The sequence below is a fragment of the Methylobacterium sp. C25 genome, from assembly GCF_021352225.1.
Lineage (GTDB): Bacteria > Pseudomonadota > Alphaproteobacteria > Rhizobiales > Beijerinckiaceae > Methylobacterium.
Genome location: NZ_JAAUVI010000001.1, coordinates 430601 through 451360, shown reverse-complemented (window position 1 = coordinate 451360; position 20760 = coordinate 430601). Strand labels below are relative to the sequence as shown.

Annotated in this window: 26 protein-coding genes; 7 read left to right on the top strand and 19 right to left on the bottom strand. The window is 66.4% G+C overall.

The window, feature by feature from the left end; translation table 11 throughout:
* Positions 1–6: 6 nt before the first annotated feature.
* On the top strand, positions 7–684 hold the full coding sequence (locus tag HCU64_RS02150; RefSeq protein ID WP_233382142.1) for a response regulator: 678 nt from the start codon (positions 7–9) through the stop codon (positions 682–684).
* 141 nt (positions 685–825) lie between these two features.
* Here the strand turns inward: HCU64_RS02150 and ruvB are convergent, their stop codons facing one another.
* The 4 genes from ruvB to HCU64_RS02130 form a co-directional block, all read right to left on the bottom strand.
* Entirely contained in the window at positions 826–1884 is a 1059-nt protein-coding gene (ruvB, locus tag HCU64_RS02145; RefSeq protein ID WP_325169954.1) for a Holliday junction branch migration DNA helicase RuvB, read from the bottom strand.
* Positions 1885–2126: 242 nt separating this feature from the next.
* Complete coding sequence (gene bfr, locus HCU64_RS02140; protein ID WP_233382141.1) at positions 2127–2624, bottom strand: bacterioferritin; 498 nt, start codon at positions 2622–2624, stop codon at positions 2127–2129.
* 50 nt (positions 2625–2674) lie between these two features.
* Positions 2675–2950, bottom strand: a complete 276-nt coding sequence (locus HCU64_RS02135; RefSeq protein ID WP_233382140.1) for a (2Fe-2S)-binding protein — start codon at positions 2948–2950, stop codon at positions 2675–2677.
* Positions 2951–3188: 238 nt separating this feature from the next.
* On the bottom strand, positions 3189–4052 hold the full coding sequence (locus HCU64_RS02130; protein ID WP_233382139.1) for a universal stress protein: 864 nt from the start codon (positions 4050–4052) through the stop codon (positions 3189–3191).
* Between the two features lie 361 nt (positions 4053–4413).
* On the opposite strand from HCU64_RS02130, the gene HCU64_RS02125 reads away from it, so the two are divergent.
* On the top strand, positions 4414–4659 hold the full coding sequence (locus tag HCU64_RS02125) for a hypothetical protein (protein WP_233382138.1): 246 nt from the start codon (positions 4414–4416) through the stop codon (positions 4657–4659).
* 33 nt (positions 4660–4692) lie between these two features.
* Here HCU64_RS02125 and HCU64_RS02120 read toward each other — a convergent pair whose 3' ends face one another.
* Genes HCU64_RS02120 through HCU64_RS02105 form a run of 4 tightly spaced genes read right to left on the bottom strand, consistent with a single transcriptional unit; the run spans position 4693 to position 7192 of the window.
* Positions 4693–5376: a carbonic anhydrase gene (locus HCU64_RS02120; protein ID WP_233382137.1), complete on the bottom strand. Its 684-nt coding sequence runs from the start codon at positions 5374–5376 to the stop codon at positions 4693–4695.
* 58 nt (positions 5377–5434) lie between these two features.
* On the bottom strand, positions 5435–5950 hold the full coding sequence (locus HCU64_RS02115) for an NUDIX hydrolase (RefSeq protein ID WP_233382136.1): 516 nt from the start codon (positions 5948–5950) through the stop codon (positions 5435–5437).
* Positions 5951–5962: 12 nt separating this feature from the next.
* Complete coding sequence (locus HCU64_RS02110; RefSeq protein WP_233382135.1) at positions 5963–6703, bottom strand: DUF429 domain-containing protein; 741 nt, start codon at positions 6701–6703, stop codon at positions 5963–5965.
* 12 nt (positions 6704–6715) lie between these two features.
* Positions 6716–7192: a cupin domain-containing protein gene (locus HCU64_RS02105; protein WP_233382134.1), complete on the bottom strand. Its 477-nt coding sequence runs from the start codon at positions 7190–7192 to the stop codon at positions 6716–6718.
* Positions 7193–7368: 176 nt separating this feature from the next.
* Between HCU64_RS02105 and dut the strand changes: the two genes are divergently transcribed.
* The 4 genes from dut to HCU64_RS02085 all read left to right on the top strand — a co-directional run bounded on the left by dut (position 7369) and on the right by HCU64_RS02085 (position 11226).
* Positions 7369–7854 carry a dUTP diphosphatase gene (dut, locus tag HCU64_RS02100; RefSeq protein ID WP_233382133.1) on the top strand — a complete coding sequence of 162 codons (486 nt, stop codon included), beginning with the start codon at positions 7369–7371 and terminating at the stop codon, positions 7852–7854.
* A 163-nt stretch (positions 7855–8017) separates the two neighbouring features.
* Positions 8018–9076: an HD-GYP domain-containing protein gene (locus HCU64_RS02095; RefSeq protein WP_233382132.1), complete on the top strand. Its 1059-nt coding sequence runs from the start codon at positions 8018–8020 to the stop codon at positions 9074–9076.
* Between the two features lie 66 nt (positions 9077–9142).
* The gene (locus HCU64_RS02090; RefSeq protein WP_233382131.1) at positions 9143–10456 is read left to right on the top strand and encodes an ammonium transporter; all 1314 of its coding nucleotides are present in this window, start codon (positions 9143–9145) and stop codon (positions 10454–10456) included.
* A gap of 164 nt (positions 10457–10620) precedes the next feature.
* Entirely contained in the window at positions 10621–11226 is a 606-nt protein-coding gene (locus tag HCU64_RS02085) for a lysozyme inhibitor LprI family protein (RefSeq protein ID WP_233382130.1), read from the top strand.
* A gap of 12 nt (positions 11227–11238) precedes the next feature.
* Here HCU64_RS02085 and fabI read toward each other — a convergent pair whose 3' ends face one another.
* From fabI to HCU64_RS25185, 10 genes are all read right to left on the bottom strand, one after another.
* Complete coding sequence (fabI, locus tag HCU64_RS02080) at positions 11239–12069, bottom strand: enoyl-ACP reductase FabI (RefSeq protein ID WP_233382129.1); 831 nt, start codon at positions 12067–12069, stop codon at positions 11239–11241.
* A 514-nt stretch (positions 12070–12583) separates the two neighbouring features.
* Positions 12584–13810: a beta-ketoacyl-ACP synthase I gene (fabB, locus tag HCU64_RS02075; RefSeq protein ID WP_233382128.1), complete on the bottom strand. Its 1227-nt coding sequence runs from the start codon at positions 13808–13810 to the stop codon at positions 12584–12586.
* Between the two features lie 106 nt (positions 13811–13916).
* The gene (fabA, locus tag HCU64_RS02070) at positions 13917–14480 is read right to left on the bottom strand and encodes a 3-hydroxyacyl-[acyl-carrier-protein] dehydratase FabA (protein ID WP_233382127.1); all 564 of its coding nucleotides are present in this window, start codon (positions 14478–14480) and stop codon (positions 13917–13919) included.
* 224 nt (positions 14481–14704) lie between these two features.
* The gene (locus tag HCU64_RS02065; RefSeq protein ID WP_233382126.1) at positions 14705–16204 is read right to left on the bottom strand and encodes an HlyD family efflux transporter periplasmic adaptor subunit; all 1500 of its coding nucleotides are present in this window, start codon (positions 16202–16204) and stop codon (positions 14705–14707) included.
* 226 nt (positions 16205–16430) lie between these two features.
* Entirely contained in the window at positions 16431–16574 is a 144-nt protein-coding gene (locus HCU64_RS02060; RefSeq protein WP_233382125.1) for a hypothetical protein, read from the bottom strand.
* Positions 16575–16768: 194 nt separating this feature from the next.
* Positions 16769–17575 (bottom strand): metallophosphoesterase family protein, encoded by an 807-nt coding sequence (locus HCU64_RS02055; protein ID WP_233382124.1) that lies wholly within the window; start codon positions 17573–17575, stop codon positions 16769–16771.
* 25 nt (positions 17576–17600) lie between these two features.
* Entirely contained in the window at positions 17601–18098 is a 498-nt protein-coding gene (locus tag HCU64_RS02050; RefSeq protein WP_233382123.1) for a DUF3016 domain-containing protein, read from the bottom strand.
* 13 nt (positions 18099–18111) lie between these two features.
* A complete protein-coding gene (locus HCU64_RS02045) occupies positions 18112–18327 on the bottom strand; it encodes a hypothetical protein (RefSeq protein ID WP_233382122.1) in 216 nt (71 codons plus the stop codon).
* A gap of 80 nt (positions 18328–18407) precedes the next feature.
* Positions 18408–19067 carry a ComEA family DNA-binding protein gene (locus HCU64_RS02040; RefSeq protein ID WP_233382121.1) on the bottom strand — a complete coding sequence of 220 codons (660 nt, stop codon included), beginning with the start codon at positions 19065–19067 and terminating at the stop codon, positions 18408–18410.
* 128 nt (positions 19068–19195) lie between these two features.
* Positions 19196–19327: a hypothetical protein gene (locus HCU64_RS25185; protein ID WP_267922103.1), complete on the bottom strand. Its 132-nt coding sequence runs from the start codon at positions 19325–19327 to the stop codon at positions 19196–19198.
* A 19-nt stretch (positions 19328–19346) separates the two neighbouring features.
* On the opposite strand from HCU64_RS25185, the gene HCU64_RS02035 reads away from it, so the two are divergent.
* Positions 19347–20540 carry a patatin-like phospholipase family protein gene (locus HCU64_RS02035; RefSeq protein WP_233382120.1) on the top strand — a complete coding sequence of 398 codons (1194 nt, stop codon included), beginning with the start codon at positions 19347–19349 and terminating at the stop codon, positions 20538–20540.
* Positions 20541–20589: 49 nt separating this feature from the next.
* Here the strand turns inward: HCU64_RS02035 and HCU64_RS02030 are convergent, their stop codons facing one another.
* Positions 20590–20718 carry a TFIIS helical bundle-like domain containing protein gene (locus HCU64_RS02030; protein WP_233382119.1) on the bottom strand — a complete coding sequence of 43 codons (129 nt, stop codon included), beginning with the start codon at positions 20716–20718 and terminating at the stop codon, positions 20590–20592.
* Between the last annotated feature and the right edge of the window lie 42 nt (positions 20719–20760).

The window sequence follows — 20760 nt, the reverse complement described above, 5'->3', positions numbered from 1 at the left end:
AGCATCATGAACGCCCTGACCCGTCCCGACCCGAGCCGTAGCCGCGCCGTTCTTCCGGTGCTCGTCATCGACGACCATCCGATCGTGCTGCAGGGATGCCGCCGCGTCCTCGAGGATGCCGGCATCGAGACCGTTGCCGAGGCCACCGGCGTCGTCTCGGGCTACCGCGCCTTCTTCCGGCTGCGCCCCCCGGTGGTCATCTGCGACCTCACCTTCCAGGGCAACGGCCTTGCCGGGCTCGGCCTGATCCGGCGCATGCGGGCCGTCGAGCCGAGCACGCGCATCCTCGTCTTCTCGATGCACAACGACCCGGTCATCGTCTCGCGGGCGTTGGAGGCGGGAGCGCTCGGCTACGTGCTCAAGGACCACGCCTCGAACGAGCTGTACCAGGCCTTCGAGCAGGTGCGGATCGGGGAGGTCTATCTCGACCGCCGGCTCGCCACCGAGGTGGCGATGCTGCGGGCCGACCCGCGCCGTACGCCGGAGACGCAGCTGACGCCGCGCGAGCAGCAGATCCTGGCGCGTCTCGCCCAGGGCAAGTCCTACGGCACCATCGCCTCGGAATTGTCGGTCAGCTACAAGACCGTCACCAATGCCTGCTCGCAGATGCGCCAGAAGCTCGGCGTGCGCACCCTGGCCGAACTGATCCACGTGGCGGTGACGCAGGCACAGCGGCAGGGCTGAAGGTCAGCTCTCACTCGGCCGATCCGACCGTTCGGCGCTACGATCGCGCGACGTAACCGCGAGGCGCCGTGTCTCGCTGTCGGCGGCGTGGCTGGCAGTGCCGTCGATGGGCTGCATCGCGTCGAGCGGCCTCGACGCCGTTCAGTCGTTCGGGTCGTCGCCGCCGAACAGGCCGAACTGTGTGCCGGGATCGCGCTTCGGTTCGGCCAGCCCGAGATGCCGGAAGGAATGGGCCGTGAGCACCCGCCCGCGGGGCGTGCGTTGCACGAAGCCCTTCTGGATCAGGTAGGGCTCGATGATGTCCTCGATGGCGTCGCGTGGCTCGGAGAGGGCGGCGGCGATGGTTTCGATGCCGACGGGGCCGCCGCCAAAGGAGGTCGCGATCATCGTCAGATACTTGCGGTCCATCACGTCGAGTCCGGCCGGGTCGACGTCGAGCAGCTTGAGGGCGCGGTCGGCAACGGCGCGCGTCACGCTCTCCGCTTCGGAGACCACGGCGAAGTCGCGCACCCGGCGTAGCAGCCGACCGGCGATGCGCGGTGTCCCACGGGCACGCTTGGCGATCTCGTTGGCGCCCTCCGCCGCCATGGGCAGGCCGAGCACTCGCGCGCCGCGGGCGACGATCTGCTCCAACTCGTCGATATCGTAGAATTCGAGCCGGATCGGGATGCCGAAGCGGTCGCGCAGCGGCGTGGTCAGCAGTCCGGCGCGGGTGGTGGCGCCGACGAGGGTGAATTTCGGCAGTTCGATCTTCACCGAGCGGGCGGCAGGCCCCTCACCGATGATGAGGTCGAGCTGATAGTCCTCCATGGCCGGATAGAGGATCTCTTCCACCGCCGGATTGAGGCGATGGATCTCGTCGATGAAGAGGACGTCACCCTCTTCGAGATTGGTGAGCTGCGCGGCGAGATCGCCGGCCTTTGCGATGACCGGGCCGGAGGTCGAGCGGAAGTTGACGCCGAGCTCGCGCGCCACGATCTGCGCGAGCGTCGTCTTGCCGAGGCCTGGCGGCCCAACGAACAACACGTGATCGAGGGCATCCTTGCGCGACTTTGCCGAGTCGATCGCCAATTTGAGCTGAGCGCGGCCCGCCCGCTGCCCGATGAATTCGGACAGGCTCAAGGGCCGGATCGACTGGTCGATGTCGTCCGAGCGTTGCTCGGGCTTGAGCAGCGGGTTCGGTGTAAGCGCCTCGCCGATATCCTCCAGGGGAGTTTCGGATGCCCGGCGTGGTGTGGACCTGCGCTTACTCAACGGGACTCGCTCGTGGGAAACAGGCGGTATGCCGTCCAGTCGAGCCTGTCAGCCCGCGAGGCATTCTCTCCGCCTGATGTCGCATACCGTTGCCGATCACGCTACGGGCGGACGGCGCCGGTCGCTTCCCCATCGCAAGGCCGGCCGCGGCTGCCTTCAACCGCCGCGGCTCGACCTCTTGCGCGATGTCAGTCCTTCTCGGGCTGGATCTGCTCGAGGCCGCCCACATGCTTCTGCGCGTAGAGCGGCAGGCCGATCTGGCCAATCAGGTCGAGTTGGGTCTCGAGGAAGTCGATATGGCCTTCCTCATCCTCGGCGAGATGCTCGAAGAGGTTCTTCGAGACACGGTCGTTGATCGACTCGCAGTACTTCGCGGCTTCGAGGTAGAGCGCCCGTGCTTCGTTCTCGGCAGCGAGATCGCACTCGATGATCTCTTGAACGTTCTGGCCGATCCGCAGCGGATCGAGCTCCTGGAGGTTCGGGAAGCCGTCGAGGAACAGGATCCGGTCGATGAACTTATCCGCGTGGTTCATCTCCTCGATCGACTCTTTGCGCCAGAACTTGGCGAGCTCGACGTAGCCCCAGTCGTTGAGCATACGGAAATGAAGCCAGTACTGGCTTACGGCGGTCAGCTCGCTGCGCAGGCCTCGGTTGAGATACTCGACGACCTTGGCATCGCCCTTCATTCGCTACTCTCCTCTCGTATGCGAGGGTCGTAGCTGGCGCGACGAAACGTCTAGGCTGCGACCTCTTCGAGGTCCTCTGTAGTTTGGAATTGTCCCAAACTGCAAGGGGTGGAGCAACTCGTGGCGCAGGAGGCGTGTGCATCGCCGCCCGCTTCCATCAAAGCCGTCTGCATGATGGAGCGGATCGTGCGGGCGCAGCGACCGCATTTCGCGCTGCATCCGAGACAGGCATAGACCTGGGCGGGCGTTCGCGGGCAGCCGGGACCCGGCGTGATACAGCCCCGGACTTGGCCATCCGAGAGGATGTTACAGGAACAGACGATCATGCGTTTGGTCGCGGGCTCGTCGAATGGGGGCCGATCGAGTCGTGCCCGCCGGGAATGCCTCGTGCCGAGATGCTTCGACTTCGTGGCGATTCCGAGCCGATGCAAGGCCCCGATTGCAGTTTAGAATACTTAAAAAGTTCAGTCCTATCAGGACTTTAGATGGCTCGCGGGCCATTTGCAATCGCGGGGCTGCCACACGCGGGAAGCATGCCAAGCCCCTGGGGGGCGGTGTCCACCCTCAATGGGCCATCAGTACAGGGATCTGGGCGTGCGACAGGATGTGACTGGTCGGACCACCGAAGATCATCTGGCGCAGCCGGCTCTGCGTGTAGGCACCCTTGATCAGCAAGTCGCAGCCGAAATTCGCGGCCTCGTCGAGAAACACTTCGCCCGGGGTGAGACGGCCGGCGGGCAGTGCCTTGTGAGACGCCTCGATTCCTTCGCAGGCCAATGAGCGGGCGACCTCCTCGGCACTGGGACCGGGTACCATGCCGCCCTCGGCGCTGAGCACCATGACGCGCCGGGCGCGGCGCAGGAACGGCATCGCGAAAGCCACGGCGCGGGCGGTCTCTGTCGAGCCGTTCCAGGCGACGATGATCGTCTCGCCGAGTGACGAAGGCGGCCGAGGCGGCGCCAGCAGGATCGGACGGCCGCTCTCGAACAGGGCTGTCTCGACGGTGGTCATGCGCGGCGCGGCGTCGTCAGTGCCGGGCCTGCCGACGATGGTGGCCGCGAACAGACGGGCATATTGACCCAGGAAGGCGTCACCGGGCGGCGCATCGGTCCGCCACCGAAAGCGGGGGCCTGCGCTCACCGCGACTTCGGGCGCGCAAGAGCCGACGGGATCGCGACGCGGCAATCCCGCAGCCTCCATGAAGGCGACGAAGCGCTGGCCTGCGGATTCGGCCTCGGCCCGGTCGGCTTCTTCGTCTCTCAGCCAGGTCATGCCGCCGACCATGTCGACGGGCACGTATTCCGCGAGGGCCGGCCGCAGCGACACGCCCTCGATCATGCTGCCGAAGCGCTGGGAGACGAGAAGCGCCGTCTCGAAGACCGAGGGCAGCGCATCATGCAAGGCGATCGGAACCAGCAGTGTCTTCAAGACGCGAAACCCTCCGTAAGACGTCGCAGACGCTAGATCGGTTTCGCACGCGGGGAAACGCGAGAGCCCGCCTCGTCGACATTTTTCTCTTAGACCGACGGCTCTTCAGAACTGTGGTGCGTCTTCATGTCTTCGGCAAATGGCGAGCGCTGCTCCCATGCGAGGATGATCGGGAATGCTTCCTTTTTAATCGCGACGACGGGACATGTGCATATGCGAGTATTTCATGCATGACTTGGCAGCGGCAGAGAATGTTTCTAGAATTTTCGGACCGCTCAAGGCTGCCGGCTACCGTTGAAAGACGGGGCTGAGTAAACTTGCGTTAATGTTTTGAACAGATCGCAAAATAAAATTAAAGAATTTGATCGTTCTGCATGATGAATGCGTTTGTCAAAACTATCGCATCATATCGAATGCGAAAGAAGCCGAGGAGGTTATTCTGGATACAAAAGAAAGACAGAAGATCGAGTCGGTCATTGAACTTTGCCGCAACGCGAAAAAGCGGCTGCCCTCCAACGCACCCTTCCGCCTGAAGGTGCTCTTGGACATGACCTTGCTCGAACTCAGCAAGGATCTGGCTCAACGCGCCGACGACCGGGCGGCCTGACCATCCCTGATCAGGCCCGGTCATTCAGCCCCGTCAGGGCTCCGAGCAGCCGATCAACGCCGATGGTCTCAAGCTCTTGCCGTCGCGCTCCACGACGGACTGAAACTCGCCGGTCCCTGGATTGCGGATCAGCAACTCGCCCTTCTCGATCCCGAAATGGGCCCCGTGCAGGTGCAGATCACCGCGCTCGACCCGCTCGCGCACGAAGCCGAAGGTCAGAAGGTTTTCCAGGCTCTGGGCGATCGAGGCGAATTCCAGGCGCGTGAGGTAATCCGGCGCGTCGGCGGAATCCCCTCGGGCTTCGAGAGCCTTGGCGGCCGGTTCGACGAGGCTGACCCACTTGCCGATGAAGTCTCCCGGCGAAAGCGGTTTTGCACCTTTCGCGTAGGCCTTGATGCCACCGCAGGTGGCGTGCCCCAGGACGACGATGTGCTTCACGTTCAGTCCCTGGACGGCGAACTCGATCGCGGAAGACGTGCCGTGATACCCGCCGCCTTCCTCAAAGGGGGGAACGATGTTGGCGACGTTGCGGATCGTGAAGATCTCGCCGGGGCCGACATCGAAGATCACTTCGGGGGCGACCCGACTGTCGCAGCATCCGATCAGCAGAACGTCCGGATCCTGGCCCTCGGCGAGGCGCTGGTATTTCTTTCTCTCCTGGGGGAGACGCTCGCCCAGGAAGCTGCGGTATCCTTCGGTCAGTACGGCCGGAAACATCGTCGCTCTCTCCTCTCGGCTTTCTTGAATTTGAGCCGATCACGGCACGAGAGATCACTCAGGCTCCGTGCCAGTGCAAGACCGTTGGCGTGACGGGCACGTCGCCCCGCACGATCCGGCGCGCGAGATCGACGAGGCCGGCCGGCTCGACACGGAGATCGGTCGCGGCGAGTTCGTCGAGCGGCCACCAGCGCGTGCCCACTACCGGATTGTCCTCCGTCTCGGCGAGGCGGCTGGTGTCGACGCAGTCGTCGGGCAGGCGAACGAGAAAATAGCGCTCGCGGGCGTCGCGGGACTTGTCGAACAGCAGGAAGGGGCCGTCGCAGAGCGCGACTTGGGGACCGAGCACGACATCGTGGACGCCGATCTCCTCGCCGAGCTCGCGCCGGCAGGCCTCCTCGTGGCTCTCGCCCGGCTCCAACCCGCCGCCCGGCATGAACCAGAAATTCTTCGAATCCGGGTTCGAGGGCGCCGGCCGGACCGCCTTGTATTCGATCAGCAGAAGGCGGTCGGCCGGATCGAACACGAGGGCGCGCGCGATATGGCGGATGGCAAGCGGGGAGTCGGAGGTCATGGTCGAGCCCTATCAGGAAAGATCGCCCGGCGCCCAGATCACGATGGGCAGGCCATAGGCATCCCGCTCGATCGTCGCTGGGAGCGGCAATGCATGTCCAAGGGCGATGTCTCGGGCAACGATCAATGCCGCCATGGCATCGATATGATCGTCCCGACCTACACCTCGTGGCGGATCCGACCGCACGAGAGCTTCGGGAAGACCCGCGCCGATCAGGAGCCTTCGCCGATCTTCGAGGCCTTCCTGCCGGTGAGGCCCCTTCTTGCCGGCCTGCAGCCGGCGGTCGCCGTTGAGGCGAAAGAAGGCCACCTCCGGGTGAACCTCGTGCAGGCGTCTGCGGCACTCCGGTCGCTGGAGCAGAAGGCGATCGACTTCCCTCACGTAGCGCAAGATATTCCAGCATTGGATCGAAGGCGCGAAAGGCGGATCGGAATGAGCGCGTGAAAGCGCCTTGGCCGTCTCGTAGTCCGGGGCATGGACTGCCGATCGCGGTGGCACCGGGAAGACACTGGAACGCTGCGCTCCGAGAAGCGCGCGCGCGGCTCGATCCGCCGTCCGCCCGCTGCCGATCATCTTGTCGGGCAAGCCGATCGGCACATCGATGCCGACGACAGCCGGCGCCTCTGGCGCGTCGAGCAGATCTGCGACTGTGGTGAAGCGCTCGGCGCGGAAGCTCTCGGGTGCGTCGAGATCGAGCAACACGCCGGCCCAGGCGCCGCGGCAGCCGTCGAGACCGGCGATCCAGCACGGCATCGGGCTGCGCCGTCAGCTGCGTGCCGCCTGCGGTAACGGATACGGCGTGCCGTCCTTCCGCACGAAGCGTCCGTCCTTGTTGGCGCTCTTCATGTCGATGTCCGAGCAAGTGGTGAGATCATCCATGTCGCGAGCGCCGACTTCGAGATAGACCGCCTCTGCCGACGAGCGGTTGATCATGTGATGCCCGTTGCCGCTGTTTTTCGGGAAGGCAGCGCAATCGCCGGCCCGCAGAAGCATCTCGCCGCCATCCTCGACGAGGACCAACTCCCCCTCGACCACATAGACGAACTCGTCCTCGTGGCTGTGCCAGTGACGCTGGCTCGACCATCCGCCGGGAGGCAAGCGCATCAGGTTGATCCCGAAATCCCGCAGGCCGCCGGCATCCCCGAGACGCCGCCGGATGCGGGTGGCGCAGGGGACGTCGAACGGGGCCGGATAGCCCGAGCCCTTGCGCACGGGCACAGCATCGAGATCGATCTTGGGCATGGGCCGCTCCGTGTTTCGTGACGAGCCGATACGGCGCGGAGGTTAGGGCCGCCCGTGCAATTCCGTCGACCGTGCACGGTTGTGGCACGCGACGGAGGCCGCTATCGGCACCCCATCTGAACGGAGAGATGGGCCATGACGATGACCGGGTTTCCGCACGACCTTGCGGCGGTGTGATGCGGATCGCCGTCCGTGTGCTCGATCCGCGTGTCACGTCCTGGGGCTTCCCTCGCCGCGGCTCGTCCCATTCCGCCGGGCTCGACCTCTTTGCCTGCCTCGATGAGCCGCTGGTTCTGGAGCCGCAGGCGTCGGCCATTCTGATCCCGTCTGGTATCTCGGTGATGATTCGCGATCCGGAGTGGTGCGGATTCGTGCTGCCGCGCTCCGGCCTCGGCCACCGCGATGGGCTCGTGCTCGGCAACGGCACCGGTGTAATCGATGCCGACTACGAGGGGCCGTTGCTGATCTCGGCCTGGAACCGCAATCCGACACCCGCGCCCGATCAGCCTGCCTCCCGGATCGTGATCGAGCCCGGGGACCGCATCGCCCAACTCGTCGTGGTGCGGGTCGCCCAGCCGGAATTCGAGGTCGTCGACGAGATCCCGCCCGGCGATGAGGGCGCGCGGGGCGGTGGAGGCTTCGGGTCGAGCGGCCGCCGCTGATCGCAACGCAGGCTGCTCTGACGAACGGCCTGCACTGGCACGACCGGAACGTCTCGACTGGCGCGCCTTCAATTGCGGTTAACGGCTCTCGGCTAGATGTCGTCAGTCGTTGCGATGCGGGCGGGCATCGGCTCGGCAGGTATCGGCCGACAGGAACCGGGATATGCTGAGCGCGGAGACTGGCAACGCCCTCGTGGCGGTCGTTGCGGCCAAGACCCCGATCCAGCTCGTCCTCGCGTTGCGCGCCTTCGATTGCACGACGCGCGTCATCGAGAGCGCCCATGCCGCGCTCGCCGACCTGTCCGTACAGCCATCTGACGTGATCGTGATCGAACACGATGCTGTCGTGGACGCCTTCGCGCTCACCCGATCGCTGCGCGCCGTGCCGGTCCTGGCGCATGTTCCCATTCTGATCGTCACCGCGGGCGAAGGCCGCACCGAGCGTCGTGCTGCCCTCCAGGCAGGGGCGACCGACGTCATGCTGAAGCCGGTCGACACTCTGGATCTTCAGATCCGATTGAGGACCCTGATCGAGCTCGCCGCCGCCCGCCGGGACAGCGACCGGCAGGCGCAGGTCATGAACGAGCAGGTCGAACGTGCCGTCGCGGAGGTGTCCGCTCGCGAGCGCGAGATCGTCCGACGGCTGATGCTGGCAGCCGAATTCCGGGACGATCAGGCCGGTGATCACCTGACGCGCGTCGCCGGCTGCACCATCGCGGTTGCCGAGGGGCTGGGACTGTCGGAGGCCGAAGCCAACGACATCGCGCTTGCCTCCACCATGCACGACATCGGTAAGATCGGCATTCCCGACGGCATCCTGCTGAAGCCCGGCCCCCTGACCGATGCCGAGCGCGAGGAGATGAAGCAGCACGCGCTTCGCGGCTATCGCATGCTGCATGACAGCCCGTCGCGCCTGCTCCAGCTCGCCTCGGAGATCGCTCTGACGCATCACGAGCGCTGGGACGGGAAGGGCTATCCGCAGGGACTCAAGGGCGACGAGATCCCGCTCTCTGGCCGAATCGTCGCCGTAGCTGACGTGTTCGATGCACTGATTTCGGCTCGGGTTTACAAGCCGGCCTGGTCGCCGGAAACGGCGCGTGCTCACCTCGAGGAGCAAGCCGGTACGCATTTCGACCCTGCCTGTGTCGCGGCCTTCGTGTCCCGCTGGGAGGATGTCGTCGCCCTGATCCGCGACCGACCGGCGAGCTCCCAGGCAGCTTGACTACAAATTAGGCAGTGACGTCACTTGAATCGGCGGAATGACTGCGTATTGAGCAGTCGATCGATCTTGGCCGTTTCGAAAGTCTCCGTGATGCGCTGTCTCGCCCTGTGCGGCTCCGCCGGTCTCGGCCTGGCGTTGCTGGCCACCCCCGCCTCTGCGGCGACGGTGGCCGATCCCGGACATACCGCCTGGATCCTCACCGCCTCGGCGCTTGTGCTGTTCATGACGCTGCCCGGCCTCGCGCTGTTCTACGGCGGCTTGGTTCATGCGCGGAACGTGCTCTCGGTGCTGATGCAGTGCTTCGCGATCTGCTGCGTGGCCTCGGTGCTCTGGGCGATCTGCGGCTACAGCCTCGTCTTCGACGGCAACGGTGCTGTGATCGGTGGCCTCGGCAAGGCGTTTCTGACGGGCCTCGACGCGGTGCGGACGCCGACCTTGCTGCCCGAAAGCGCCTTCGCGCTCTATCAGATGACCTTCGCAGTGATCACGCCGGCGCTGATCATCGGCGCCTTCCCCGAGCGTGTGACGTTCCCCTTCGTCGTTCTGTTCTCGGCCCTTTGGCTGATGCTGGTCTACGTGCCGGTGGCGCATTGGATCTGGGGCGGGGGCTGGCTGTTCGGCCTCGGCGCGCTCGATTTTGCGGGTGGTATCGTCGTGCATACCACGGCGGGCATCGCGGCCCTGGTGCTCGCCGTGATGATCGGCAAGCGCCGCGGCTTCCCTGCTCAGATGACCCCTCCGCACAGCCCCGGCATGACCATGGCCGGTGCCGGTATGCTCTGGGTCGGTTGGTTCGGCTTCAACGGCGGCAGTGCGCTGGCCTCGGATGCAAGCGCCGCCAACGCGATCCTCGCGACGCATCTCTCCGCGGCGGCGGGCGCGATCGCCTGGACGGCCGCCGAATGGATCAAGATCCGCAAGCCGACCTCGATCGGTATCGTCACCGGCGCCGTGGCTGGCCTCGCCACGATCACGCCGGCTGCCGGCATGGTGGCGCCGGGCGCGGGGCTGCTGATCGGCTTCGCCGGCGGCATCGTCTGCTTCTACGCGACTCTCCACGTGAAGCAGCGCCTGCAGATAGACGACTCGCTCGACGTGTTCGCCGTGCACGGCGTCGGCGGCATGCTCGGTTCGCTGCTTCTCGCAGTCTTCGCACTGCCGGCGCTCGGCGGCATCGGCTTCGGCGAGACCGGCAGCGCCGTGCGTCAGTTCGGCGTCCAGTTGCTCGCGATCGCCGTGACGCTCCTCTGGTCTGGCGCCGTGACCTACGGCTTGACCAAGGCGATCAGCCTGCTCACGCCGGTGCGCGTCGATGCAGAGGCGGAATACGAAGGCCTCGACATCGCCTCGCATGGCGAGCGCGCCTACGAGTACAACTGAGCCTGGACCGGCCGTCTTCCGCACAAACCCGCACAGAAGGCGGCCGCCGGACTCGAGCGTGGCCGAAACTGGCCGAACTTGCTCGTCGCTTCCGAACTCGCGGCGGGTGAAAACCTCATCATCAGACGACGCGCCGCAGGGCGCACCGCGATGGGGAGACGACAATGCTGCGGATCGACGAAATCCCGAGCAGCCGAGGCAGCGCCAGAGCCCACCCGGCAACCCTTCTGGCGCTCGCCTTCGGCATCATGATCGGCGCCTATCTGTCGAGCGTGCCCGCCAGGAGCGCCGAAGCCGAGACCGGTGCCACGACCACTGAACTCGTCGGGCCGGCGCCGGGTGCCCTCGGCGCGCCGAAGCGCGTCCAGACGGTCCGTATTCCCGTCGAAAAGGGCGCCGCACCCGCGACGGCGCCCAAGCCGGCCGAGTGGCACTATGATGGGGATGCCGAATACCGGCGCTGCATCGACCAATCGGACGGGACCAACGTGGCCTTCGGTGCCTGCGGCGGCGCCCTCATCGCGCGTGAGGATGTGCGGCTGAACGCGGCTTGGAAACGCGTCTATGCGCCGGACCGGGAAACCAAGCTTCCGGATCTGCTCGACGAACAGCGGGCATGGATCCGGTTCAAGGACACGAGTTGTAACTTCTACGCCTCCGGCTCGTTCGGCCGCGAGGGACAGGTGCTCTCCTACCCGGTCTGCCGCGCCGGCATCATCGCGCAGCGAATGGCGACGCTCGAGAGCTACGAGAGCGAAGACAACCGCTGAGCGGAAGGCACGCTATGCGTCGCCGACGACCCCGGCCTCGTCTTGCGCCTGCAACACGTCGGGTCTCGGCATCGAGATGATGTTGTATCCGGAATCCACGAAGTGCACTTCGCCGGTCACGCCGCTCGACAGGTCCGAAAGCAGGTAGAGCGCCGAGCCTCCGATATCCTCCAGGGTCACCGTGCGGCGCAGGGGAGCGTGGGCCTTCTGGTGGTTGAACATCAGCCGGGCGTCGGCGATGCCCGCACCGGCCAGCGTCCGCATCGGACCGGCCGAGAGGGCGTTCACGCGGACGCGATCAGGCCCGAGATCCATGGCGAGATAGCGCACCGAGGCTTCGAGCGCCGCCTTGGCGACGCCCATGACGTTGTAATTCGGCATGACCCGGGTCGAGCCGCCATAGGTCAGCGTGAGAAGCGAGCCGCCATCCGGCATGCGCTTCGCCGCACGTTGCGCGATCTCGGTGAAGGAGAAGCACGAGATCGTCATCGTGCGCGCAAAATTGTCCCGGGTGGTGACGTCGACGTAGCGGCCCTTGAGCTGCGCCTTGTCCGAGAAGCCGATCGCGTGGACGACGAAGTCGAGCCGGCCGTCGAAGCGTTCGTCGAGGGCCGCGAAGGTGGCGTCGACCGAGGCGAGGTCCTCGACGTCGCAGGGCAGCACCAGATCCGAACCGATCGAGGCCGCGAGCGGAGTGACCCGTTTGCCGAGGGCATCGCCCTGGTACGTGAAGGCGAGTTCGGCCCCCTGCGCATGCAGGGCCTGCGCGATGCCCCAGGCGATCGAATGGTTGTTCGCGACGCCCATGATGAGGCCGCGCTTACCCGTCATCAGACCCGTCATGCAGCGCCGCCTTGCCCGACCGATAACCCTATGCCGGGTCTCGGAACCCGGTCTCGAAGGGGACGCTTAGCGTGCGAGCGGCGGCCCTGTCCACGCAAGAGGGCGCAAACAGGCTCGCCGACAAACGAAAGCCCCGCATTGGCGTCGGCCAAAAACGGGGCTGCACAATATGGGAAAACGAAATTCGTGGAGCGTTAGAAGTAACCCTTGGTAGCCGACCGAGCATCCTCGATGAGACTCTGCTTGGCAAAAGCCGCGAGGCCAGCTGTCAGTGCAAAGCCTCCAAACGCGACGATAGTCATCCAAAGCATGGCAGCATCTGTCCTGCGGATCGCAAAAACAAACGCCCCTTGTGTCGATCGGTTCCGGGCAGAGATTTGAGCCGAGAGTTTCGGCTGGCCTGGATCTACTTTTGCCTCGACGGTCGCAACTGCAAAGCTTCGCTTTCGCAACTGCAGCCAAGCTTGTCCGAAGCGCCAGGCTGCTGCCCGGCGCTTCGCATTAGCTTGGCTGTTCAGGCGTCGATGTTCTTGAGGATCAGCGTCGCGTTGGTGCCACCGAAGCCGAACGAGTTCGACATGACGTGTCCGAGCTTCGCCCCGTCGCGGCGCTGGCGCAGGATCGGCATGTCGGCGAAGGCCGGGTCGATCTCGTCGATATGCGCGCTCTCGCAGATGAAGCCGTTATTCATCATCAGGAGCGAGTAGATCGCCTCCTGCACGCCGGTCGCGCCGAGCGAATGGCCGGTGAGCGACTTCGTGGCGGAGATCGGGGGGCAGGCGTCACCGCGGCCAAACACTTCGCGGATTGCCTCAATCTCTTTGTCGTCGCCGACGGGCGTCGAGGTGGCGTGCGGGTTGATGTAGTCGATCTTGACGCCCTTCAGGCCTTCCAGCGCCTGACGCATGCAGCGAACCGCACCTTCACCGGAAGGGGCGACCATGTCGTGCCCGTCCGAGGTGGCACCGTAGCCCGCGACTTCGCCGTAGATGCGGGCGCCGCGCGCCTTGGCGTGCTCCAGCTCTTCCAGCACTAGGACGCCAGCGCCGCCTGCGATGACGAAGCCGTCGCGGTTGGCATCGTAGGCGCGCGAGGCGCGCGAGGGCGTCTCGTTGTACTTCGAAGACATCGCGCCCATGGCGTCGAACAGCACGGACAGCGTCCAGTCGAGCTCCTCGCAGCCGCCGGCGAAGATCACGTCCTGGCGGCCGGCCTGGATGATCTCGGCGGCGTTGCCGATGCAGTGGTTCGACGTCGCGCAGGCGGACGAGATCGAATAGTTCACGCCGCGAATCTTGAACCACGTCGCGAGCGTCGCCGACGCCGTAGACGACATCGCCTTCGGCACGGCGAAGGGACCGACGCGCTTCGGACCTTTGTCGCGCGCGATCGCGGCAGACTCGACGATGGTGCGGGTCGAGGGGCCGCCCGAGCCCATGATGATGCCGGTGCGGTCGTTCGAGACGTCGTTCGCCTCGAGGCCGGCATCCCGGATCGCCTGATCCATGGCGACGTGGTTCCAGGCGGTTCCGCCGCCATGGAAGCGCATGGCGCGGCGGTCGACGGCGGACTCGGCGTCAAGGTCCGGGGCACCCGAGACCTGACTACGGAATCCGTGCTCGGCGTAGGACGCATCGCGGTCGATGCCGGAACGCGCCTCGCGCAGGGAGGCCAAGACCTCCTGAGTGTTGTTGCCGATGGACGAGACGATGCCCATCCCGGTGATCACGACGCGCCGCATGATGGCCTGGCTTCTCCGCCGCGACGCCCCGAACCGCGCCGCGTGACGTCACCTAGGATGATGCGCGTCCAATCTCAACAGCAGGATCTCGATACGGCTCAGCCGCTCAAGCCTGGAACAGGGCGACGCGCAGATCCTTCGCCTCATAGATACGCCGTCCGTCGGCTTCGAGCCAGCCGTCGGCGATACCGAGCACCAGCTTTCCGGTGCGCACCCGCTTGATGTCGATGCCGTAGACGACCTGCTTCACGCTCGGCAGCACCTGATCGGAGAACTTCACCTCGCCGACACCGAGAGCGCGGCCGCGGCCAGGGGCGCCGAGCCAGCCGAGATGAAAGCCGACGAGCTGCCAGAGCGCATCGAGGCCGAGGCAGCCCGGCATGACCGGATCGCCCTTGAAGTGACAGGGAAAGAACCAGAGGTCCGGCCGGATGTCGAACTCGGCCAGCACATGGCCCTTGCCGTGGAGTCCGCCTTCCTTGCCGATCGACGTGATGCGATCGAACATGAGCATCGGCGGCAGCGGCAGCTGGGCATTGCCGGCGCCGAAGAGTTCTCCGCGGCCGCAGGCCAGCAATTCTTCGTAGGAATAGCTCGATGCGCGCACTGGCGTGGTTGCTCCCTCGGCGGAAGAGCTGTGATCCGAGGCGGTGGGCGCGTCAGGCGGCATCGGCTGAATTTCGTGTCCTGTCTTGAGGTCGTCCGACCCGGTCGAGCCCCGATCCGGGGCCATTCCGGACAAAATCGGCGTCTCGTTAACACAGCGCCAGAGCGCCTCAAAGCCGCGGGCTGAGGAGGCGAGTTCTACCGAAGCCAGAAGCCGTCATGCAGGGCGCCGGAGGCGAACCCGCGATGAGGATGCCGACAGCCGTGGTTCGAGCACAACTCCGCGGATCAGTTCGACGCCCTCTCCGATACCGGCAAGGCATTGACGAGATCGCCTTCCCTCACGAACGGGCCGGCGCGCAAGAGAACCGCCTCGTTGCCATCGAGCCCGCTGCGGATCTCGACGGCGTCGCTCGAGCTGAGGCCCGTCGTGACGAGGCGTCCCTCGACATGGCCGCGATTGCTTACGAAAACGACGCTGCCCTCGGGACTGCGCAGGATCGCGGATTCCGGCAGGCCGATGCCACAGCGCTCGCCGACCGTCGCCACGCCGCGCGCGAACTGTCCCTGCCGCAGGTCGGCACTGCCGACCAGGGCCACGCGGGCACGTCCGACTTGTGTCGCCCCATCGATGTCGGTCGAGACGCTGCGCACGCGGCCGGCGATCTCTGGCAATCCGAGCGGGCTCACCTGGACGCTCTGCCCCGCCGCGAGAGTCCCGAGACCTTTGACGGGCACTTCGGCAGCGAGCTCGAATGTGCCCTGGGGCACGATCTTGAACAGGGTTTGGGCTCGCGCTGTCAGTGCGCCGACATGGGCCTGGCTCTGGCCGACCGAACCGGCCACGGGCGCGCGAAGGGTCGCGGCGACCTGGCCCGGCTGGTCCGGACGCGCGAGTTCGGCGAGGACCTGCCCCTGGGCGACCTTGTCCAGAGGCTTGGCGAGCACGCGAAGGATGCGCAGGCCGTCCTCGTCGGGGCCGACCTCGACCTCGTTTCGCGGCACCACTGTTCCGGATAACCAGACCTGCTCCTTGAAGCAGGCGCGCTGCGGCTGCACCACTGCGACGGAGAGGAGATCGGCTCTTTCCAGCGCTTCGCGCGCCGCGACCGGTGAGAGCGGCTCGGCCTCGGCGGCGCCCTCCGTCTTGCCGAACAGATCGTCCTTGAACGCCAGGGCGAGGCCGCCGGCCAGGAGCACGAGGAGCACCGCGGCCACGCCGACGAGGCGCGGCCAAGGGCGCCGGACCTTCGCCGTCTCGCCTGGGCTGTCCCAAGGCAGCACGACGCGGAAGGCGTGAATTGGCCGCGGGATGTTCTTCAGGGTCTGGGGGCCGATGTCGCGGAAGGCGACGGCGACCCGTGCTGCGATGGCCTCGTGCACGGAGCGCGACAGACAGATGCCGCCGGGCTCGGCGAGGCCTTCGAGCCGCGCGGCGATGTTGACGCCGTCTCCGAGCATGTCGCCGCGATCGGTCTCGACGACGTCGCCGATGTTGAGACCCATGCGGAACAGGATACGGCGCTCCGGCGGGTGATCCGCATTCGCGTCGCGAAGCTGCTCCTGGATCGCGATGCCCGCGCGCAGGGCTTCGACGGCGCTCGGAAACTCGGCGAGGATCGCATCGCCAGCCGTGTTGAAGACCCGGCCGCCGACGCGCGTCACTTCATCGCGATAGACCCGCGAGTAGTCTTGGAGGCGACGAAGCGTGTCGTCCTCGTCTTCCGCGACGAGACGCGAGAAACCAGCGACGTCGGCGGCCAGGATCGCCGCGATGGTCCGCTTCACGGACGCGCTCCATGCCGGCCGATCAGGGCCGGAATGCACGTGAGGGTCGGAAGGGGTCCGGCGATCATACCGCTTACGAGCAGGAGCGACGCTGCATCACCCTCCGGCGAGCCTGGCGGCTGCGAGAGGCGGCAGCAGGACGGGCAATCGTTCCGGTCTTGTCAAGGCTGATGGAGCGGGCGGCTGTGAAATCCGGCTTTGCCGCGTCCGGAACGGACTGCGGACATCAGCGCCAGCGGACGAAGAGGGCGATCACGAGGATCGCCAGCAGGGCCACGACCCATCCGGTGCCAGTATGCAGTGCGACGAGCAAGGCAGCGACGTAGCCGACGGTGATCACGGCCATGACGATGAGGGCGACGGGATTCATGGTGCGTGGGCTATCGCGCCGCCTGACTGAGTTGAAACTTCAGGATTCGAAGAATGTGGGGGCCGAGATCCCGCCTCGGTCGCGGCACGACCGAATCGATCTGATTGTTCCAAGAAATCGTTCCATGCGCGGCTCGTGTCTCGGCCGACGGCGCATTCCTCATGCGTGGCCGATCCGGCTAAACTTGGAATAGCTCAAATAGGGCGCGGCGCATCCTCCCAGGCGGTGCCATTCCACAGCCGCACCGTCACCGTTGCCGCGCCGTTCTCGACGACGATGCGATTATAGGCGTTCGGCTCCCTTCCGCGCAGGCGCGTCGAGGTAGCCGACCCCGCTTGAACCGCGAGCAGCCGCTGGCCGGACGTTGCTCCGGCCACGTCCTCCCGGACGCCGTCCGGCTCGACGAATCGGGAATAATGCCGGTGGAGGTGGCCGGCGAGCGTGAGGCCGACGCGATGTCGGCGGAAGGCGGTGAGCGCCGCCGCTGCCCGCCCCACCAGGCGAGCGTTCTTGTTCCAGGGGGGCGCCGCGAAGGGGTGATGCCCGACGACGATGCGGAAGACGTGCGGCGGCAGGGCATCGAGCCGGGCCTCGGTTCGCCTGATCTGATCGCGACCGATGCGTCCCTGCGACCAGTCGGGATCCGGCGCCCAGGTCCGGACCGTATTGAGGCAGACGACGCCGATCTCCTCGTCGAGGAAGGTCGGCTCGGTCTCCTCAGCGATGAAGCGGCGATAGCGTTGGAACGGCCGGAAGAAGCGTGTCGGCAGCAGGAAATAAGCGATGTCGTGATTCCCGGGCACCCCGATCCAAGGGGAAGTCAGCCGATCGAGAAAGGCGCGGGCCTCCCGATATTCCGCCCGGCGCGAACGCATGGTGAAGTCGCCCGAGGCGATGATCAGGTCCGGCCGGTCGGCGTTCAGTTCGGCGATCAGCCCCTCGACGACGTCGGGGTTCGTGCAGCCGAAATGCAGGTCCGAGATATGCGCGATGCGTCGCAAGCGATGGTCCGGGATGATCCGTGGGTCAGCCGCGGGCCGGCTCGCGCCGCACGATCCGCGCCTGCAGCCAGTCCCGTATCAGCTCGCGCTCGTAGGTGAAGCTGCCGCCGCTCAGACTACGGGCATAGCGCGACAGAAAGTTGATGTCGGTCAGCGTTTCCTCGCCCGCGAGGACGGTTCGGCCGCGCTCCTTCAGGACATAGCGCAAGCTTAGGCGCGGCGGCGTGATGTCGGAGACGATGCGTGGGCTCGTCGGCAACCCCACGGGCCGTTCCTGGCCGGCGAGGTCGATGTCGAGCACGGTGATCGCGAGGCTTTCACCCGGACGGAGCACGCGGTCGCCGCCTTCCGTGAGGAGGCGCCGGATCTCCGCCAGCGTCACACGAAGCGTAGGACCGGATCCGAACCGGCTCTCGGCGTCGGTAAAGCGCTCAGGTGCGACGAAGGCTACGCTGACCTGGGCCGCGGCCGGCAGCGGCGCCAGGAGCCCGGCCGCCAGAATGACCGCGGCGCGGGTCGTCACGATCCGCACCGCGTCATTGCTGCGCGCGGTTGATGATCGCCTGAAGGGCCCGGGCGACGGGCTCGGTGACCGTGCGCCGGTACTTGCGGTGGACGAGTTGGCCATTGTGGTAGACGTCGTGCTCGACGTAGAGCCGCTCCCCGTCCCACCGGACGATGTTGTCGGACTCGCTCGTTTCCTCGACGCCCAGTTCCGAGCGCAGGATCGGCGCGCCGGCAGTGGTTTGCATGGGATGCCTCGGGTCTCAGGTCTCTCGCCCGATCCTTCTTACGAAGTCGGGAGGCCGTGCACCAGAGCATCGCGATGCGATCAGCGGACCGTGACCTGGTCCTTGATGCGCTGATAGGTCGTCCGACTGAGGACGCGCTTCGAAAGCAGCTGGTCGGTCGAGGTATAGGGGCGGCGCTGGATGATGGCGCGCCCGATGCTGCCGCCGCCCTTCAGCCCATTCAGCTCCGCCAGCGTGGCGGTATTCAGGTCGAGGAGATCGACCGCCCGCGCCTCTGTCGGCTCGGCGGGGTCGTCCTGCGAGGGCTCAGCTTGCTCGGCCACCGGCGCGGCAGGGGGCTGTGGCGTCGGGCGCGCGGGGGGCGGCTCCACTGGAACGGCCGGATCGGCCGCGACAGGCTGAGGACCCGGTCCCTCAGTGTTAGGGGTTTCCGGTGTCGGCGCTGGAACGGGCGTCAGCACCTGCGTCGGCGGCTCGGGCGCTTCCGTCGGCTGCGGTATCGACGGCTGCGTCGGCTGCGGGTTCGGAGCAGGCTGCGGGGGCGGCGCTGCGGCGACACGAGCCGGAGGCGGCTCCGGCCGGCGGATGACGGGGGTGTTCTGTGCGGTCGGGCGCAGGACCGGCTTGGAAGGCTCCGGCGGGCTGCTATCGAAGATCCAGTAGTGCTGGACCAACGCGGTCAGGACCGCGGCCGCGATTACAACCAGGAAGACGCGCAGAAGCGCCGGTCCGTTGAGCATGCGAGGGCCTTTCCGCCCAGGTTCCGGGCGTCCCTCGTCCGCCACCGTACCGTGCGCAACTCACTGTCGCGCAAGAATGGCAAACATGTGTTGGCCTTAGGGAGCGCAGGGGGAGGCGGCGGCGCCCATCAACCGCTGCGCGTATCGGCCGATGAGACCCGATTGCCACAGGTGCCGGCGACGACGCCCGCGGCCTCGAAATAGCCCAGCTTGCGCGGGAACGAGATATGGCCAAGCTCGTTCGGTACAAGCTGAGCCATTGGTCCGGGCCTCGTCGTAATGTCGTTCCTGTCCTGCCTGCGCGTCTCGCGTGCCCTATCCGGCCTGCTGCTGGCGGGTGGACTTGCTGCGTGCTCCTCGCTGCCGCGCGCTCCCTACACGGCGCAGGAGGCCTCGCTCGCCACCGTTCCCGGCATGGGGCCCGTGCGAGCCTATGCGGATGCCACGGCGGCCGAGATCGCGGCTGTCGCGGCCCGGCCAGAGGGACGGCGCAACGGTTTCAGCTATCTCGCACTCTCGGGTGGTGGCGGTGACGGCGCCTATGGCGCGGGCATCCTCAATGGCTGGACCGCTTCGGGTACCCGGCCTGACTTCACCGTCGTCTCCGGCGTGTCGACCGGTGCCCTGATTGCGCCCTTCGCTTTCCTTGGCTCGAGCTACGACTCGTACCTGACGGATTTCTACACCAGCGGCATCGCCGAATCGCTGGTTCAGGCGCCGAGCATAACCAACGTCCTGTTCGGCTCCGGCCTTTTCGGCGACGGCAAGCTTCGTGAGATCATCGGCCGCTACGTCACGCCGGACCTGCTCGCCGCGATCGCGGAGGAGCATGCCAAGGGCAAGCGCCTCTACGTCGTGACGACCAATCTCGACCAGCAGCGCGCCGTGATTTGGAACATGGGCGCCATCGCCGCGAGCGGCGCCCCGAACGCGGCCAACCTGTTCCGCGACGTGCTGACGGCCTCCGCCAGCGTCCCGGCGGTATTCCCGCCGCAACTCGTCGACGTGCAGGCCGGCAACCATGCCTTCCAGGAGATGCATGTCGACGGATCGGTGGTGATCCCGGTCTTCACCCTGCCGCAAGGGTTCCTCGCGCGCGACGAGCGCCTGCGCAGCAAAGGGAAGGCGGATATCTATGTCGTGATCAACGGGCGGCTCGATCCCGATTTCGCGGTGACCCAGAACAACGCCCTGGCGATCGCCGGCCGCTCATTCACCACGGCGAGCCGTGCGCGCACCCGCGCCACGCTCACCGCCACGGAGGCCATCAGCCGCCGGAGCGGCATCGGCTTCAACCTGACCTACATCGACGAGAGCGGCCCGAGCACGACGGCCGCGCGCGGCTTCGACACCGCCTATATGCGCAACCTCTACAACAGCGGGTACGAGAAGGGTCGTGCCGGCCACTTCTGGCAGCACAGCGTTTCAGGCTCGCCAACCACCACGCTGATGGAAGCCGCCGCCGGACGCTGAGACCTGACCGACCCGGCTCCGTCGATCGAGCCGGTGCCGTTTCAGAACGCTACTTGCGCAGGATCTTGGTCACGAGCCGACCGATCGGCGAGCTCGAGCCAGAGTTGCGGTCGTCGCGGACGACGGGCCGGTCCTCGGTGCCGAGGATCTTGGTGACGATGCGTCCGATCAGGCTCATGTCCGTGCTCCGTCCAACGACACGCTGCCGAAAACGGCGCAG